This is a genomic window from Caldibacillus sp. 210928-DFI.2.18 (assembly GCF_020554505.1).
Classification (GTDB): domain Bacteria; phylum Bacillota; class Bacilli; order Bacillales; family Caldibacillaceae; genus Caldifermentibacillus; species Caldifermentibacillus hisashii.
The window spans coordinates 1-18651 of record NZ_JAJCHL010000042.1 but is presented as its reverse complement, the minus strand read 5'-3'; the positions used below and the strand labels follow the sequence as shown (position 1 = coordinate 18651).

The following is an 18651-nucleotide window of genomic DNA, read 5'->3' as shown; positions in this document are numbered from 1 at the left end:
TTCAAGTTAAGATGATAACAAATCTCTGTTTTTGTTGTAAAATAAGTAAAGTTAACGATAGGTAAAAACGTATTGATAAATAATTGGAGGTAAATTTAAATGAGCGACATACGCGTTCGATATGCACCGAGCCCAACCGGTCATTTACATATCGGAAATGCAAGAACAGCACTTTTTAATTATTTATTTGCCCGTAATCAAAAGGGTCAATTTATTATTCGGATAGAGGATACGGACCAAAAGCGGAATATTGTCGGCGGGGAAGAAAGTCAGCTAAAATATTTAAAATGGCTTGGTATGGACTGGGATGAAAGTGTTGATGTCGGTGGTGAATATGGACCGTATCGGCAATCAGAACGACTCGACATTTATAAAAAATATTATGAGGATTTACTGGAAAAAGGATTAGCCTATAAGTGTTATTGCACGGAAGAAGAATTAGAAAAAGAACGGGAAGAACAAATTGCCCGTGGAGAAGCACCGCGTTATTCCGGTAAATGCCGTCATTTAACAAAAGAAGATCAGGCTAGACTTGAAGCGGAGGGACGAAAACCAAGTATTCGTTTCCGTGTCCCGGAAGGAAAAGTTTATCGCTTCAATGATATCGTCAAGGGGGATGTTTCCTTTGCGTCTGAAGATATCGGGGATTTTGTCATTGTCAAAAAAGACGGGATGCCGTTATACAATTTTGCTGTGGCTATTGATGATCATTTAATGAAAATCAGTCATGTTCTTCGCGGTGACGATCATATTTCCAATACACCGAAACAATTAATGATTTATGAAGCGTTTGGATGGGAACCGCCAACTTTTGGACATATGACATTGATTGTTAATGAAAATCATAAAAAATTGAGTAAACGGGATGAATCGATTATTCAATTTATCGAACAATACGAAGCGCTCGGCTATTTACCGGAAGCATTATTTAATTTTATTGCATTATTAGGCTGGTCACCGGTTGGAGAAGAGGAAATTTTCTCCAAGGAAGAGTTAATCGAGATATTCGACCCGGGTCGTCTCTCCAAATCACCGGCTGTTTTTGACAGACAAAAATTGATTTGGATGAATAACCAATACATGAAAAAACTTCCGGTTGAAAAAGTTGTACAATTGGCATTGCCACATTTAGTGAACGCAGGACGTGTTCCTGAAAATCCAAGCCCCGAACAATTGGAAATGGTGAATAAACTGGTTGCTCTTTATCAAGAACAAATGAGTTATGGGGCGGAGATTGTTTCATTGTCCGAGCTTTTCTTCAAAGAGGAAATCAGCTATGATGAAACTGGAAAAGCAATCTTAAGTGAAGAACAAGTACCTGAAGTATTACGGGCATTTTTACAAGAACTGGAGGATTTAGAGCCATTCGAAGCTGCGGAAATTAAAGCTGCAATCAAACGGGTTCAAAAAGCGACCGGTCAAAAAGGTAAAAAATTGTTTATGCCAATCCGTGTTGCTGTTACAGGTCAAGAACATGGACCGGAACTACCGAATACAATCGAGTTATTAGGCAAAGAAACAGTAAAAAAACGGATCCAAAACATTTTAAGTTAACTTTTTTATAAAAATGTAATATAGTAAATGTACAAAGAGAATAAAATGAAAGCTGTGACGGGGAGAAGTAAATAATGATACTTTTTCAGAGAGGATCACATAAGCTGAGAGTGGTCTAAAGTTATGGTTATTGAAATGCACCCCGGAGTCCTTTGTTGAAACAATCATTGGAGTAGGTAAAGGCGGCATCCTACCGTTATTAGGACAGAGTTGGGACCATAAACCTTCATTTGCTGTTTCTATAAAATTGGTCCAAACAGAGTGGAACCGCGCAAAATTAGCGTCTCTGTCCTTGTGACAGGGGCGTTTTTAATTTTTAGAAAAGCAAAAAGGGAAAGAGATTCTAGCCAAAGAGGGTGAGATGATGTTTAAAAGGATGAAAGAAGATATTGAAGTTGTTTTTGATCAGGACCCGGCAGCCCGGAGTTATTTGGAAGTAATTTTGACCTACTCAGGATTACATGCCATTTGGTTCCATCGGATTGCTCATTGGTTTTTTAAGAAAAAATTATTTTTTGTGGCTAGATTTATTTCACAATTCAGCCGGTTTTTGACCGGTATTGAAATCCACCCGGGGGCAAAAATCGGTCGACGCCTTTTCATCGATCATGGGATGGGTGTAGTTATTGGGGAAACTTGCGAAATTGGCGATAATGTAACCATTTATCAAGGTGTAACACTTGGAGGGACCGGTAAAGAAAAAGGGAAAAGACACCCGACATTGAAAGATAATGTGCTGGTTGCTACCGGTGCGAAAGTGCTCGGCTCAATCACCATTGGCGAAAATTCAAAAATTGGTGCCGGTTCGGTCGTATTAAAAGATGTTCCTCCGAACGCAACTGTGGTAGGAATTCCCGGGCATGTAGTTATTCAGGATGGCGTGAAAATAAAGAAAGATCTGAATCATACGGACTTGCCTGATCCGATAGCCGACATTTGCAAATCGATGCAACAACAAATAAATGAACTCAAAGATGAAATCGAACGGCTAAAGAAGGAAAGGAGTTTAGAAGATGTCCATTCGAATTTACAATACATTGACGCAGAAAAAAGAAGTGTTTAAACCGATAGAAGAAGGAAAAGTAAAGATGTATGTGTGCGGGCCGACCGTTTATAATTATATTCATATCGGCAATGCACGGCCCGCGATCGTTTTTGATACGGTACGTCGCTATTTAGAGTTTCGTGGTTATGAAGTGAAGTATGTATCGAATTTTACCGATGTGGATGATCGAATTATCAAAGCAGCGAACGAAAATAATGAAGATGTATTTTCTTTGGCCGACCGGTTTATCCGGGCTTATTTTGAAGATATTGCTGCTCTCGGATGCCTCAAGGCTGCACATCATCCGCGGGTTACTGAAAATATGGATATTATCATCCATTTTATTAAAGGCCTCATTGATAAAGATTTTGCTTATGAATCGGATGGGGATGTGTATTTTCGGACGAAGAAATTCCAAGAATACGGAAAGTTATCTCATCAATCAATTGATGATTTACGACTTGGTGCAAGAATTGAAGTAGGCGAGAAAAAACAGGACCCGCTGGATTTTGCTCTTTGGAAAGCGGCAAAACCAGGTGAAGTATACTGGGAAAGTCCATGGGGAAAAGGCCGACCGGGTTGGCATATTGAATGCTCGGCAATGGCAAGGGAATATCTCGGTGATACGATTGATATTCATGCCGGGGGGCAGGATTTGACATTTCCACACCATGAAAATGAAATCGCTCAATCGGAAAGTTTAACGGGAAAACCTTTTGCAAATTATTGGATGCATAATGGCTATATTAATATTGATAACGAAAAAATGTCCAAATCGTTAGGAAACTTTGTGCTTGTTCATGACATTATTACGCAGCATGACCCGAATGTATTACGCTTTTTTATGCTGTCGGTTCATTACCGGCATCCGATTAATTACAGTGAAGAATTATTGAACAACGCAAAAGCGGCATTGGAACGCTTACAAACGTCGTACCAAAACTTAAAACATCGCTTGGAGGCGAGTACAAACTTAGTAGAAGATGACCAAAAATGGCTCGATCAAATTGCAAACTTCCATAATCAATTTATTGAGGAAATGGATGATGACTTTAATACAGCCAATGCAATATCGGTTCTGTTTGAGGTATCCAAGTTGGCAAATTATTACTTGATGGAAAAAAATACATCGACAGTTGTGATTCGTAAATTTTTAGAGATATTTGAACAATTTTTTAATGTTTTAGGATTGGAACTGACCAAAGACCAATTACTGGATGAGGAAATTGAACAATTGATTACAAAAAGAAATGAAGCGAGAAAAAATCGTGATTTTCATACAGCCGATCAAATTCGTGACCAATTAAAAGAGATGAACATCGTTTTGGAAGATACCCCTCAAGGAACGCGGTGGAAAAGGAGTTAACGTATGCTGATAAGTGATTATGTTCGAGACCCAAAAAGCTTAAATAGTCTTGCCCTTGCCTACATGGGTGACGCCGTCTATGAAGTATATGTCAGGCGTCACTTATTAAAAAAAGGGGAAGTAAAACCGAATATCTTACAGAAAAAAGCGATTCAATATGTATCGGCAAAAGCACAAAACTTTATTATCCATGCTTTTATTAACGATGAATATCTGACTGAAGAGGAATTGGCCGTTGTCAAAAGAGGAAGAAATGCGAAAAGTCATACAACCCCTAAAAATACGGATGTTCAAACCTATCGTTATAGCACTGCCTTTGAAGCATTGCTTGGGTATCATTTTCTCTCGCAAAACTTCCTTCGTTTGGAGGAATTAATCCAGCAAGCTTTTATGAAAGTAGAAGAAAGAATAGGTGATCAACATGGATGATTTTATTATTGGAAAAAATCCTGTTTTGGAGGCAATCAAGGCAAAGCGGGATATAAATAAAATATGGATAGGCGAAGGTTCCCAAAAAGGGGCGATGCAACCAATTATTAAAGCGGCAAAGGAAAATCAATTAATTATTCAGTTTGTACCTAGAAGAAAGCTTGATGAAATGGTGGACGGCAACCATCAAGGAGTAGTTGCTCAAGTTGCCGCTTATCAATATTATGAACTTGATGAACTGTTCAGAAGGGCAGAAGAGCAAAATGAACCCCCTTTTTTCCTCATCTTGGATGAAATTGAAGATCCGCATAATTTGGGCTCCATTATGCGTACGGCAGATGCCTGCGGGGTCCATGGCATCATTATTCCAAAACGAAGATCAGTTGGTTTGACAGCAACTGTGGCAAAGGCTTCGACCGGAGCAATTGAGCATATTCCTGTTGTAAGAGTAACAAATATTACCCGGATCATAGATGAACTGAAAGAAAAAGGAGTATGGATTGCCGGAACAGATGCCAAAGGAGACATGGATTACCGGGATGTTGATGGAGTCTTGCCGATTGCCCTTATCATCGGCAGTGAAGGAAAAGGGATCAGCCGATTACATAAAGAAAAATGTGATTTTCTTCTGCAATTACCAATGAGAGGTCATGTCACTTCCTTGAATGCATCGGTAGCGGCGGCACTGCTAATGTATGAAATTTATCGAAAACGTAGTCCGTTAAGGTAAAACCCATGGATATTCTTATTGTTGATGGATATAACATGATCGGAGCATGGCCAGAATTGCAGAAATTAAAGAATAAAGATTTAGCAGCTGCAAGGGATTTACTAATTGAAAAAATGGCTGAATACCAAGGGTTTACCGGAGTCAAAGTCATCATTGTTTTTGATGCCTATATTGTAAAAGGCTTAGAACGGAAATATAGAAATTTTAATATCGAGATTATTTTTACTAAGGAAAAGGAAACGGCAGACGAAAGAATTGAAAAATTGGCTAATCAGTTGGTTAACCGTACAACAAAAGTATTTGTCGCGACATCTGATTATGCTGAGCAAGGGCAAATTTTTGGCAAGGGAGCATTTCGTAAATCTGCCCGGGAATTGTATAATGAAATTAAAGAAATAGAAAAAAAGATTTCAAAAAATGTGGATGAAATTAAGCATGAACGGCCAATTTCCAAAATACCTTTAACGAAGGAAGTGCTTGATTTTTTTGAAAGATTCAGAAGAGGTGAATGAATGATGTTGACGCTATAAAAATTGCTAATGTATAATGTACCTAACAACTGAGTGGCCGGGGTGATGTTCTTGAGGGAAAAGGGTAAAATATACGGTAATCTTCAGTTTGGCAATATGGATGATGAGCAACTCGTTGAAATGGTTCACAAAGGAGATAGTGAGGCACTTGATTATTTAATCCATAAATATCGTCAGTTCGTCCGAGCCAAAGCAAGATCGTATTTTTTAATTGGTGCTGACCGTGAAGACATTGTTCAGGAAGGTATGATCGGATTATTTAAGGCCATCCGGGATTATAAAGATGATAAGTCGTCGTCTTTTAAAGCGTTTGCGGAATTGTGCATTACAAGGCAAATTATTACGGCAATTAAAACGGCAACGCGGCAAAAGCATATTCCCCTCAATTCTTATGTATCATTGGACAAGCCTGTCTATGACGAAGAATCAGATCGGACTTTAATGGATATGTTGACAGAAACAAAATCATTGGATCCGGAAGAGTTAATTATTAATCAGGAAGAATTTGATCATATTGAAATAAAAATGGCAGAGTTGTTAAGTGACTTGGAGCGGGAAGTTTTAGCATTATATTTGGACGGGCAATCCTATCAGGAAATTTCCGGAGAGTTGAATCGACATGTCAAGTCAATTGATAATGCTTTACAAAGAGTGAAACGGAAACTGGAAAAATACTTAGAATCCAGGGAAACGCCGATGAAGGGTTTCTAATTTTATAGAATAAGAATACAACATCCGGGTCAATAACTTTGGACTAGTTTTATTGTTCAGTCCACAAGAAAAACCGCGACAGGACATTCAAGAGACATTGACATAATAACCGGTTACATGTTAAAGTTTGAAAGATAGAGTAGTTTAGATTAAAGATTGATGGTGTGTGTAGATGCCTAAAAAAATAGTATTAGCATGTTCGGTATGTGGGTGTAGGAATTACCGGACGACGGAAACAAATGATAGCAAAGACGAACGTCTGGAGTTAAAAAAATATTGTCCAAAATGCCAAACACATACAGTTCATAGACAAGCATAAACCTAGTAATTTCCCAATTTTGGAGGTTTGACATGCAAAGGATCAGCAAGTTTTTCCATAATGTTATCGTAGAAATGCGTAAAGTTCGATGGCCGCACCGGAAAGAATTGACCAAGTATACGATTACTGTAATTACAACACTTATCTTTTTTACAATTTTTTTCACTTTAGTAGATCTAGGTTTAACACAAATTATTGAGTTATTACCTTAATAAGTGAATAACATGTTCATCCTTTGTTATAATGGTAATGAACAGTGTAAAACCCGGTTGTCGGGTTTTTTCATTATACGTTAGTAAAGTATAAATTTCCAGCTAGGATGAGAATTCGCTTGTGGCGGGAAATTTTAAGTTTTCAATATAAGTGCACAAGGAATGCTGTGTAGCGCAAGGAAGGCTTCGAAAGCATAGGCTCCGCAGTTGAAAGAACAATGACTTTTCCAACGAATAAATCGTAGCCGAAAAATTATATTTTTTTCGGTGATCGACGAGTCACGAGTCGTTCATAAAGGCTCGGACGCTTAAGTTTTCTTTATCTTATATTTTGATTTAGGGAGGGAAGGACATATAGTCCTCTTCAATGGAAAAAAATTGGTATGTTGTTCATACGTATTCAGGGTATGAAAATAAAGTGAAGGCAAATTTGGAAAAACGGGTTGAAACGATGGGGATGGAAGATAAAATCTTTCGTGTGATCGTCCCGGAAGAAGAAGAGACAGAAATAAAAAACGGAAAATCCAAAGTCGTAAAGAAAAAAGTATTTCCGGGTTATGTGTTAGTGGAACTGATCATGACAGATGATTCCTGGTATGTTGTCCGTAATACTCCTGGAGTAACAGGCTTTGTTGGTTCAACCGGTTCCGGCTCAAAACCGATACCGTTATTACCGGAAGAGGTTAGCGCACTTTTAAAACGGATGGGTATTGAAGAAAAACGTATTGAGGTTGATCTGGAAGTAGGGGACACTGTAAAAGTAATTGAAGGGCCATTTGCCAACTTTACAGCTTCTGTTGAAGATATCGACCGTGCTAAGGCAAAAATCAAAGTACTAGTGAATATGTTTGGCCGGGATACGCCGGTAGAATTAGACTTTTCACAAATTGAAAAAATATAATAACGAATAGCTTGAAAAATGTCTTGAAATTTGATACTATTTTTAAGTCGGTATGTCTCTTTATTGAGATTGACAGTGTTTTAGTGCTGTTGTAAGATATATGCTATTGAATGAGTGGGAGGGCATAGACCCATTTACCACATCACGGACTTAAGGAGGTGTGTCTCGTGGCAAAAAAAGTCATCAAAGTAGTGAAACTGCAAATTCCAGCAGGTAAAGCAAATCCTGCGCCACCAGTCGGTCCTGCATTAGGTCAAGCTGGCGTTAACATAATGGGATTTTGTAAAGAATTCAACGCTCGTACAGCTGATCAAGCTGGTTTGATTATACCGGTAGAAATTACAGTCTTTGAAGACCGTTCGTTTACTTTTATTACGAAAACACCACCTGCTGCTGTACTTCTCAAAAAAGCAGCTGGTATTGAATCTGGTTCCGGTGAACCAAACAGTAAAAAAGTTGCGACAGTTAAACGTGATAAAGTGCGTGAAATTGCTGAAACAAAAATGCCTGACTTAAATGCAGCAAGTGTTGAAGCAGCCATGAAAATGGTTGAAGGTACAGCACGCAGCATGGGTATTGTGATTGAAGATTAATTGTTTCATGAAGAGTATGGGGTTGCGGCAACAGTGTTTATTTTCAAGTCGCAACCTCTATTCGTGGGAGGTCCCAACCGTTAAAACCACAGTTAAGGAGGATTACTATGGCTAAAAGAGGTAAAAAATATATTGAAGCTGTAAAGCTAATTGATCGTTCAAAAGCATATGATGCAAAAGAAGCAATTGAACTATTGAAAAAAACAAGTTATGTAAAATTTGACGCATCGGTAGAAGTTGCATTTCGCTTAGGCATTGACCCTAGAAAAAATGACCAACAAATCCGTGGAGCAGTTGTTCTTCCAAACGGAACCGGTAAAACGCAACGTGTGCTAGTTTTTGCGAAAGGTGATAAGGCAAAAGAAGCAGAAGCTGCCGGAGCTGACTATGTAGGTGATGCAGATTATATTAATAAAATTCAACAAGGTTGGTTTGAATTTGATGTAATCGTCGCAACACCTGATATGATGGCAGAAGTTGGGAAATTGGGTCGTGTGTTAGGTCCGAAAGGCTTAATGCCAAACCCGAAGACAGGTACGGTTACATTTGATGTTACACGTGCTGTAAATGAAATTAAAGCAGGGAAAGTTGAATATCGTGCAGATAAAGCAGGAAATGTCCATGTTCCAATTGGAAAAATTTCCTTTGACAATGATAAACTTCTCGAAAACTTAGCTACTATTGTTGAAACAATTAATAAAGCGAAACCTGCTGCCGCAAAAGGCACTTATATAAAAAATGTAACAATCAGTTCAACAATGGGACCTGGAATTAAACTTGACCCAACAACTGTTTAAAAATGACAGTTGACTGATAAAGCATATATATGTTATGATTTTTTTCGTCAATGAAATAAAAGCATTTATACCGTAGACAGTAGGTGCTCCTCAAGAGCTTAATTTCCTACCGAGGTAATAAACATAGATCGTATGATTACCAGGATTTCGAATGTCGAAAAGACTGGCTATGTAAACCTCCTTGTCTACCGGCAAGGAGGTTTTTTGGTAGACAGGCCGGTATAGATGTGATAATCATCAACTGGGAGGTGTAGGTATGTCTAGTGCTGTTGAACAAAAGAAACAGTTAGTGGAAGAAATTGCTGAAAAACTAAAAAACAGTGTTTCAACCATTGTTGTTGACTATCGCGGATTGAATGTTGCTGAGGTAACAGAACTGCGGAAACAACTTCGTGAAGCAGGGGTTGAATTTAAAGTTTATAAAAACTCTTTAACCCGCAGAGCTGCTGAAGCTGTTGATTTAAACGGTTTAACTGAAGTTTTAACAGGTCCGAATGCCATTGCGTTCAGTAATGAAGACGTTGTGGCTCCTGCAAAAATTTTAAATAACTTTGCAAAAGAACATGAAGCATTAGAAATGAAAGCAGGCGTTATTGAAGGAAAAGTATCTTCGGTTGAGGAAATTAAAGCTCTTGCTGAACTTCCTTCAAGAGAAGGTTTACTCTCTATGTTGCTTAGCGTTCTTCAAGCTCCAATCCGCAACTTTGCGCTTGTTACAAAGGCAGTTGCTGATCAAAAAGAAGAACAAAGTGCATAATTCAATAAAGATTGCATGATTTAAACTTTTTAATGTTTCTTAATGCAAGAGATTAGGGTTCGTTCGGTTTAAAAACATTCGATTATTTAATATGAAAATTATCAAATTAGGAGGAAAAACTGATGACGAAAGAACAAATTATTGAAGCTGTAAAAAATATGTCAGTTTTAGAATTAAACGATTTAGTAAAAGCAATTGAAGAAGAGTTTGGTGTAACTGCTGCTGCTCCTGTAGCTGTAGTTGGCGGAGCTGCTCCTGGAGCTGCTGGTGATGAAAAAACTGAATTTGATGTTGTTTTAACTGAAGCCGGTGCTCAAAAAATTAAAGTTATTAAAGTGGTTCGTGAAATCACAGGTCTTGGACTTAAAGAAGCAAAAGATCTTGTTGACAACACACCAAAACCAGTTAAAGAAGGTGCTTCTAAAGAAGAAGCAGAAGAAATTAAAGCAAAACTTGAAGAAGTTGGAGCAGGCGTTGAAGTTAAATAATTTACTTGAGCAAGTTCATCTCGGATTGATTATATAAAATAAAAAAAGCTCGCTGACAATAGCGAGCTTTTTTCACAAAACTTTCCCCCTTCCTACCTAGAACTGAATTGAGGTGATGATCATGGTTGATCATTATTATTCCCATAAACCAGATGTAGCCAGTGATCCGAAATATTGGTCTTGTCAGCTAAAAGGCTACCTGTTTCGCTTTAAAACGGACCGTGGTGTGTTTTCGAAAAATGAGGTAGACTATGGATCAAAATTGCTTATCGACACATTTATACCCCCAGATGTTGATGGAACCATACTTGATGTTGGATGCGGTTATGGTCCAATCGGTTTGGCGCTCGCACGTTCCTATCCAAACAGACAAATACATATGATAGATATTAATGAGAGAGCCATTCGGCTGGCGAAAGAAAATGCGGAACAAAATCACATTGATAATGTAAACATTTTTGAAAGTGATGTTTTTGAAAATGTGATTGAGCATAACTATGCAGCAATCGTAACTAACCCTCCAATCCGTGCCGGTAAAAAAGTAGTGATAGAAATCATAGAAAAAAGCTATCAGCATTTATGCGATGGCGGTGAATTTTGGGTTGTTATCCAAAAGAAGCAGGGCGCCCCATCGGCAAAAAAAGTGATGGAAGAAATATATGATGAGGTGAAAATTGCAAAACGGGATAAAGGATATTATATTTTAAAGGCAAAAAAATTTGACTCTGATTAATGCATATGTTAATATAATTTAATGCCAATATGTATTTACCTATATAACCAATTTTTCCATAATTATTCGTATATTTTTATGGAAAAATGGGGAAAATAGTATAAATAAGACTAGATTTTTTGTGGTTTTCAAAGGAAACCCTTTTTTCTTTTTACAATAACTTAGTAAGAGCATTTCAATGATTTTTGGCATTTTCAAAACGTTTGATTTGAGGGGTGAATCAGTTGACAGGTCAACTAGTTCAATATGGACGGCACCGCAAGCGGAGAAGTTATGCGAGAATACGTGAAGTTTTAGAATTACCGAATCTTGTTGAAATTCAAACCGCATCATACAAATGGTTTTTTGATGAAGGTTTGCGGGAAATGTTTCAGGATATTTCCCCGATAGAGGATTTTACGGGTAATTTGTCTCTTGAGTTCATTGACTATGAATTGGGAGAACCAAAATACTCTGTTGATGAAGCAAAAGAACGTGATGTTACATATGCAGCACCACTGAGGGTAAAAGTTCGGTTAGTTAATAAGGAAACTGGGGAAGTAAAGGACCAAGATGTGTTCATGGGTGATTTTCCGCTTATGACAGAAACAGGTACCTTTATTATTAATGGTGCTGAACGGGTCATTGTCTCCCAATTGGTTCGTTCCCCCAGTGTCTATTATAATGCAAAAGTTGATAAGAATGGTAGAAGTGGTTTCAGTGCAACTGTAATACCAAACCGTGGTGCTTGGCTCGAATATGAAACCGATGCGAAAGATGTTGTTTACGTTCGCATCGATCGTACGCGAAAACTTCCGGTTACAGTATTATTACGTGCTTTAGGATTTGGTTCAGATCAAGAGATCATTGATTTAATAGGTGATAATGAGTTTTTGCGAAATACGCTGGAAAAAGATAATACCGATAGCACGGAAAAAGCATTAATAGAAATATATGAGCGCTTGCGGCCGGGTGAACCGCCAACCGTTGAAAATGCAAAGAGTTTATTGATCTCACGTTTTTTCGACCCAAAACGGTATGATTTAGCCAATGTTGGGCGCTATAAAATGAACAAGAAATTAAATATTTCCAATCGTTTGTTTGGGCAAACCTTGGCTGAAACACTCGCTGATCCCGAAACCGGAGAAATTGTTGCTGAAAAAGGGACAGTATTAGATCGACGTACTTTGGATCGACTTATTCCTTATATCGAAAAAGGAATTGGTTTTAAACGATTTAATCCGACCGGCGGCGTTTTGGAAGAAGAAATTTTAATCCAATCCATTCGAGTTTATGCTCCAAATGATGATGAAAATAAAGAAATTAATATTATTGGGAATGCAGGTATAAAGGAAAAAATTAAACATATCACACCGGCAGATATTATTTCGTCTATTAGTTATTTCTTCAATTTGCTTCATCAAGTTGGTAGAACGGACGATATTGATCATCTGGGTAATCGCCGGATTCGCTCTGTTGGTGAATTATTACAAAACCAATTCCGTATCGGTTTATCAAGAATGGAACGGGTTGTCCGTGAAAGAATGTCGATTCAAGATACGAACACAATTACACCACAGCAACTCATTAATATTCGTCCGGTAATTGCGGCAATCAAAGAGTTTTTTGGCAGTTCTCAGCTGTCACAATTCATGGACCAAACGAACCCGTTAGCTGAACTTACCAATAAAAGACGTTTATCCGCTCTTGGACCGGGTGGTTTGACACGAGAACGGGCAAGTATGGAAGTACGGGACGTTCACTATTCACACTATGGAAGAATGTGCCCGATTGAAACACCTGAAGGTCCGAACATTGGGTTAATCAACTCGCTTTCCACGTATGCGAAAGTGAATAAATTTGGCTTTATTGAAGCACCGTATCGCAAGGTTAATCACGAGACTGGTAAGGTTACTAATGAAATTCATTACATGACAGCGGATGAAGAAGATAACTATGTTGTCGCTCAGGCGAATGCGAAAGTGGATGACGAAGGGAACTTCTTGGAAAAAGAAGTTTTTGCAAGATTCCGTGGTGAAAACTTAGTTGTTTCAGTTGACCGTGTCGATTATATCGATGTTTCTCCTAAACAAGTCGTTTCCGTTGCGACTGCTTGTATTCCGTTCCTTGAAAACGATGACTCTAACCGCGCTTTGATGGGAGCAAACATGCAGCGTCAAGCTGTTCCGTTACTTGTTCCTGAAGCACCAATTGTAGGTACGGGAATGGAACATGTCAGTGCTCGTGATTCAGGGGCGGCAGTTATTTGTAAACATGATGGTATCGTTGAACATGTTGAAGGCGATCAAATTCGTGTTCGTCGTATTTCAACAATTGATGGTCAAGAAGTTCGCGGTGACTTGGATCGTTATAAAGTTCATAAATTTGATCGTTCCAATAATGGAATGAGCTTTAACCAGAGACCAATTGTCAAGGTCGGTGATCGTGTCAAAAAAGGTGAAATTTTGGCCGATGGACCTTCCATGGAAAAAGGGGAATTGGCTTTGGGACGAAATGTACTGGTTGCTTTCATGACATGGGAAGGTTACAACTATGAAGATGCGATCGTCATGAGTGAACGTCTGGTGAAAAATGATGTATATACTTCTATTCATATTGAAGAGTATGAATCTGAATCCAGGGATACAAAACTAGGGCCTGAAGAAATCACGAGAGATATTCCGAATGTTGGGGAAGATGCTCTTCGTAATCTTGATGAGCGTGGAATCATCCGCATTGGGGCAGAAGTGAAAGATGGCGATCTTCTCGTTGGGAAGGTAACACCAAAAGGAGTTACGGAATTAACTGCTGAAGAAAGACTTCTACATGCGATCTTTGGTGAAAAAGCAAGGGAAGTTCGAGATACCTCTCTGCGCGTTCCACATGGCGGCGGCGGAATTGTTCTTGATGTAAAAGTATTCAATAGGGAAGACGGCGATGAACTGCCACCTGGAGTTAATCAATTAGTTCGGGTATATATTGTACAAAAACGGAAAATCCGTGTTGGCGATAAAATGGCCGGACGACATGGGAATAAAGGGGTTATTTCACGCATTCTTCCTGAAGAAGATATGCCGTACTTACCTGATGGAACCCCTGTTGATATCATGCTAAATCCGTTAGGTGTGCCGTCACGGATGAACATTGGGCAAGTTTTAGAGTTGCATTTAGGGATTGCTGCAAAGAAACTTGGCATCCATGTTGCTACACCGGTCTTTGACGGTGCAACCGAAGATGATGTGTGGGATACGTTGGAGGAAGCCGGTCTTGCCCGCGACGGTAAAACCATTCTTTATGACGGTAGAACTGGTGAACCGTTTGATAACCGTGTATCTGTCGGTATCATGTATATGATTAAACTGGCACATATGGTTGACGACAAATTGCATGCTCGCTCAACAGGTCCTTACTCGTTAGTTACCCAACAACCGCTTGGCGGAAAAGCACAGTTTGGTGGACAACGGTTTGGTGAAATGGAAGTGTGGGCTTTAGAAGCCTATGGAGCGGCATATACGCTTCAAGAAATCTTAACCGTTAAGTCGGACGATATTGTTGGTCGGGTAAAAACATACGAAGCTATCGTTAAAGGCGAGAATGTTCCTGAACCGGGTGTTCCGGAATCTTTCAAAGTTTTGATGAAAGAATTGCAAAGTTTAGGTTTGGATGTCAAAATCCTTTCCGGAAACCAACAGGAAATTGACATGAAGGACTTAGAAGATGATGATGATTTTCAACAAGCTGATGCTTTAAATATACAATCCGAAAACAATAATCAAGAATCTGAAAAAGTAGGTGTCACCGAGTAAAAAAAGAAAAAAACTCAATACTTACAGATCTCAATTTTAAATCGAGAGCTTGTGTATTGGGTTTTTCTTTCCCTGAAATGAACCAAATTGGGAATTACCCTTATGAATAGGAGGTCGACCCCTTGCTAGACGTAAATAACTTTGAATATATGAAAATTGGTTTGGCTTCACCGGATAAAATTCGTTCATGGTCACATGGTGAAGTCAAAAAACCAGAAACAATCAACTATCGCACATTAAAACCGGAAAAAGACGGTCTATTTTGTGAACGGATTTTTGGTCCGACAAAAGATTGGGAATGCCATTGCGGTAAATACAAACGAGTAAGATATAAAGGTGTTGTCTGTGATCGCTGCGGTGTTGAAGTGACCCGTTCAAAAGTTCGTCGGGAAAGAATGGGGCATATTGAACTGGCAGCTCCGATATCACATATATGGTATTTTAAAGGAATTCCAAGCCGGATGGGGCTTGTGCTGGACATGTCTCCGAGAGCACTTGAGGAAGTTATTTATTTCGCCTCATACGTCGTTACAGAACCGGGAAATACAACATTAGAAAAGAAACAATTACTATCTGAAAAAGAGTACCGTTCTTATCGGGAAAAATACGGCAATAAATTCCAAGCCGGAATGGGCGCAGAAGCAATTAAAAAACTTCTCCAAGATGTCGATCTTGAAAAGGAAAGTGCCACTTTAAGGGAAGAGCTAAAAACTGCTCAAGGACAAAGAAGAACCCGTGCGATTAAACGGTTGGAAGTTATTGAGGCCTTCCGTAATTCAGGGAACGATCCTTCATGGATGGTTCTTGATGTTCTACCCGTAATCCCGCCTGAATTACGTCCAATGGTCCAATTGGATGGCGGTCGTTTTGCCACTTCTGACTTAAATGATTTATATCGTCGGGTAATCAACAGAAATAACCGGTTGAAACGTTTATTAGATCTTGGTGCTCCCAGCATTATCGTTCAAAATGAAAAACGGATGCTGCAAGAAGCTGTCGATGCGTTAATTGATAACGGTCGTCGCGGCAGACCGGTAACTGGCCCGGGAAATCGTCCGTTAAAATCTTTATCCCATATGTTAAAAGGGAAACAAGGTCGTTTCCGTCAAAACTTGCTCGGAAAACGTGTTGACTATTCGGGGCGTTCTGTTATCGTTGTCGGTCCAAACTTAAAAATGTATCAATGCGGTTTGCCAAAAGAAATGGCCATTGAATTATTTAAGCCGTTTGTCATGAAAGAACTTGTTGCCAAAGGCTTAGCTCACAATATTAAATCAGCAAAACGGAAAATAGAACGGCTCAGTCCGGAAATCTGGGATGTGTTGGAAGAAGTTATTAAAGAACACCCGGTCTTATTGAATCGTGCCCCAACACTACATAGATTGGGAATTCAAGCATTTGAGCCAACATTGGTGGAAGGTCGTGCCATTCGTTTGCACCCGTTAGTCTGTACGGCTTACAACGCGGACTTTGACGGTGACCAAATGGCTGTCCATGTTCCGCTATCTGCTGAAGCCCAAGCGGAAGCACGTTTACTCATGCTTGCTGCTCAAAACATCTTGAATCCGAAAGACGGAAAACCGGTTGTTACACCTTCCCAAGATATGGTGCTAGGTAACTATTATTTAACATTAGAAAGAAAAGGGGCAATCGGTGAAGGAATGGTCTTCAAAGATCGTGAAGAAGCACTCATTGCTTACCAAAACGGATATGTCCATTTACACACAAGGGTAGCGGTTCATGCCGGTTCGTTGAAAAACCCAACATTTACCGAAGGGCAAAACAAAAAATTGCTATTAACAACGGTTGGGAAATTAATTTTCAATGAAATTTTACCGAAATCTTTCCCATATATAAATGAGCCGACAACTTCAAATTTGGAAGAAAAGACACCTGCAAAGTATTTTGTTGACCCTTCTGCAAATATTAAGGAAATCCTTGAAGAAAGAGAATTGATTTCTCCATTCAAGAAAGGCTATTTAGGAAAAATTATTGCGGAAGTGTTTAAACGATACAAAATAACCGCAACATCAAAAATGCTTGATCGCATGAAAGATCTCGGTTTTAAATATTCAACAAAAGCAGGTATTACCATTAGTATTGCGGATATCACTGTTCTTCCACAAAAATATGAAATCTTGGAAGATGCCCAAAGAAAAGTTGATAATGTACAAAAACAATTCCGGAGAGGTTTAATAACGGAAGATGAACGCTATGATCGTGTCATTTCCATCTGGAGTGCGGCAAAAGATGAAATTCAAGGAAAACTGATGGAATCGTTGGATAAATTCAATCCGATCTTTATGATGAGTGATTCCGGTGCCCGGGGTAATGCATCGAACTTTACCCAACTTGCCGGTATGCGTGGCTTGATGGCGAACCCGGCCGGGCGAATCATTGAGTTGCCAATTAAATCAAGTTTCCGTGAAGGCTTGACTGTTCAAGAATACTTTATCTCTACCCATGGTGCCCGGAAAGGTCTGGCGGATACTGCACTTAAGACGGCAGACTCGGGTTATTTAACGAGACGTCTCGTAGATGTCGCCCAAGATGTCATTATTCGAGAAGAAGACTGTGGAACAGATCGCGGAATTTACGTTTCTGCAATCATGGATGGAACAGAGATTATCGAACCGCTGGAAGAACGCTTAATCGGACGTTACTCCAGGAAAACCGTAAGACATCCGGAAACAAATAAAGTGATCGTGGGACAAAATGAGTTAATTACTGAAGACATTGCCAAAGAAATTGTAAAAGCAGGAATTACTTCTGTTTGGATTCGTTCTGCATTTACATGTAATACAAAACATGGTGTATGTAAAAAATGTTATGGATATAACTTGGCTACAGGACAGGAAGTTGAAGTCGGTGAAGCAGTTGGAATTATTGCTGCCCAATCAATTGGTGAACCGGGAACGCAGTTGACGATGCGTACGTTCCACACCGGTGGGGTTGCCGGGGATGATATTACCCAAGGTCTTCCTCGTGTTCAAGAGCTTTTTGAAGCACGGAATCCAAAAGGTCAAGCCGTTATTACTGAAATCGACGGTGAAATCACTTCAATCAGCGAAGGAAAAGATCGTCAACAAGAAATTGTTGTTTCCGGTAGTATTGAAACAAGGACATACAATGCACCATATACAGCCCGCTTAAAAGTTGCTGTGGGTGATATGGTTAAACGGGGTCAAGAATTAACAGAAGGTTCGATTGATCCGAAAGAACTATTAAAGGTAACAGATGTTCAAACTGTTCAACAATATTTATTGCATGAGGTACAACGTGTTTACCGGATGCAAGGGGTTGAAATCGGCGATAAACATATCGAAGTAATGGTTCGCCAGATGTTACGTAAGGTCAGAGTGATCGATTCAGGAGAAACAGATGTTTTACCGGGTACGCTAATGGATATCCATCAATTTACCGAAGCGAACAAAAAAGCATTGCTTGAAGGGAAAAATCCGGCAACCGGAAAACCTGTACTGCTCGGAATTACGAAAGCCTCTCTTGAAACTGACTCATTCTTGTCGGCGGCATCATTCCAAGAAACAACCCGTGTTCTTACTGATGCAGCCATTAAAGGAAAACAAGATGAATTACTCGGCTTAAAGGAGAATGTTATTATCGGGAAACTTGTTCCAGCCGGTACAGGAATGCAAGTATATCGGAAAACTAAGTTCAAAAAAATGAAAGATATTGAAGAA

The 18651-nt window shown here is 39.2% G+C and carries 17 protein-coding genes and 2 other annotated features; all 17 genes read left to right on the top strand.

What is annotated here, in order from left to right; genetic code table 11:
- Positions 1–99: 99 nt before the first annotated feature.
- Positions 100–1554, top strand: a complete 1455-nt coding sequence (gene gltX, locus LIZ98_RS10240) for a glutamate--tRNA ligase (protein ID WP_227139570.1) — start codon at positions 100–102, stop codon at positions 1552–1554.
- Positions 1555–1599: 45 nt separating this feature from the next.
- Positions 1600–1845, top strand: a binding site (T-box leader).
- A 73-nt stretch (positions 1846–1918) separates the two neighbouring features.
- Positions 1919–2617 (top strand): serine O-acetyltransferase, encoded by a 699-nt coding sequence (gene cysE / locus LIZ98_RS10235; protein ID WP_216408607.1) that lies wholly within the window; start codon positions 1919–1921, stop codon positions 2615–2617.
- Positions 2568–3965: a cysteine--tRNA ligase gene (gene cysS, locus LIZ98_RS10230; protein ID WP_227139571.1), complete on the top strand. Its 1398-nt coding sequence runs from the start codon at positions 2568–2570 to the stop codon at positions 3963–3965. Before cysE ends, cysS begins: the two co-directional genes overlap by 50 nt.
- 3 nt (positions 3966–3968) lie before the next feature.
- A complete protein-coding gene (locus LIZ98_RS10225; RefSeq protein WP_034766976.1) occupies positions 3969–4394 on the top strand; it encodes a Mini-ribonuclease 3 in 426 nt (141 codons plus the stop codon).
- Positions 4387–5124: a 23S rRNA (guanosine(2251)-2'-O)-methyltransferase RlmB gene (rlmB, locus tag LIZ98_RS10220; RefSeq protein WP_034766978.1), complete on the top strand. Its 738-nt coding sequence runs from the start codon at positions 4387–4389 to the stop codon at positions 5122–5124. The genes LIZ98_RS10225 and rlmB overlap by 8 nt, the downstream gene beginning before the upstream one ends.
- Positions 5125–5129: 5 nt before the next feature.
- On the top strand, positions 5130–5636 hold the full coding sequence (locus LIZ98_RS10215; RefSeq protein ID WP_034766980.1) for an NYN domain-containing protein: 507 nt from the start codon (positions 5130–5132) through the stop codon (positions 5634–5636).
- Between the two features lie 69 nt (positions 5637–5705).
- Positions 5706–6365 carry an RNA polymerase sporulation sigma factor SigH gene (sigH, locus tag LIZ98_RS10210; protein ID WP_227091971.1) on the top strand — a complete coding sequence of 220 codons (660 nt, stop codon included), beginning with the start codon at positions 5706–5708 and terminating at the stop codon, positions 6363–6365.
- A gap of 172 nt (positions 6366–6537) precedes the next feature.
- Positions 6538–6684 carry a 50S ribosomal protein L33 gene (rpmG, locus tag LIZ98_RS10205; RefSeq protein WP_072012620.1) on the top strand — a complete coding sequence of 49 codons (147 nt, stop codon included), beginning with the start codon at positions 6538–6540 and terminating at the stop codon, positions 6682–6684.
- A gap of 32 nt (positions 6685–6716) precedes the next feature.
- Entirely contained in the window at positions 6717–6896 is a 180-nt protein-coding gene (gene secE / locus LIZ98_RS10200) for a preprotein translocase subunit SecE (RefSeq protein ID WP_034766984.1), read from the top strand.
- Between the two features lie 367 nt (positions 6897–7263).
- Positions 7264–7797: a transcription termination/antitermination protein NusG gene (gene nusG, locus LIZ98_RS10195; RefSeq protein ID WP_034766986.1), complete on the top strand. Its 534-nt coding sequence runs from the start codon at positions 7264–7266 to the stop codon at positions 7795–7797.
- Between the two features lie 167 nt (positions 7798–7964).
- Positions 7965–8390, top strand: a complete 426-nt coding sequence (gene rplK, locus LIZ98_RS10190) for a 50S ribosomal protein L11 (protein WP_034766988.1) — start codon at positions 7965–7967, stop codon at positions 8388–8390.
- A 107-nt stretch (positions 8391–8497) separates the two neighbouring features.
- The gene (gene rplA, locus LIZ98_RS10185) at positions 8498–9187 is read left to right on the top strand and encodes a 50S ribosomal protein L1 (protein ID WP_034766990.1); all 690 of its coding nucleotides are present in this window, start codon (positions 8498–8500) and stop codon (positions 9185–9187) included.
- A gap of 52 nt (positions 9188–9239) precedes the next feature.
- Positions 9240–9402 (top strand) — a sequence feature (ribosomal protein L10 leader region).
- Between the two features lie 41 nt (positions 9403–9443).
- Positions 9444–9944, top strand: a complete 501-nt coding sequence (gene rplJ / locus LIZ98_RS10180; protein ID WP_034766992.1) for a 50S ribosomal protein L10 — start codon at positions 9444–9446, stop codon at positions 9942–9944.
- A gap of 122 nt (positions 9945–10066) precedes the next feature.
- The gene (gene rplL, locus LIZ98_RS10175) at positions 10067–10432 is read left to right on the top strand and encodes a 50S ribosomal protein L7/L12 (protein WP_034767001.1); all 366 of its coding nucleotides are present in this window, start codon (positions 10067–10069) and stop codon (positions 10430–10432) included.
- A 121-nt stretch (positions 10433–10553) separates the two neighbouring features.
- Positions 10554–11165, top strand: a complete 612-nt coding sequence (locus LIZ98_RS10170; protein ID WP_227139572.1) for a class I SAM-dependent methyltransferase — start codon at positions 10554–10556, stop codon at positions 11163–11165.
- Between the two features lie 224 nt (positions 11166–11389).
- Positions 11390–14950, top strand: coding sequence for a DNA-directed RNA polymerase subunit beta (gene rpoB / locus LIZ98_RS10165; RefSeq protein WP_034767006.1), 3561 nt, complete (start codon positions 11390–11392; stop codon positions 14948–14950).
- Positions 14951–15072: 122 nt separating this feature from the next.
- A partial coding sequence (gene rpoC / locus LIZ98_RS10160) for a DNA-directed RNA polymerase subunit beta' (protein WP_227139573.1) occupies positions 15073–18651 on the top strand: 3579 nt, incomplete at its 3' end.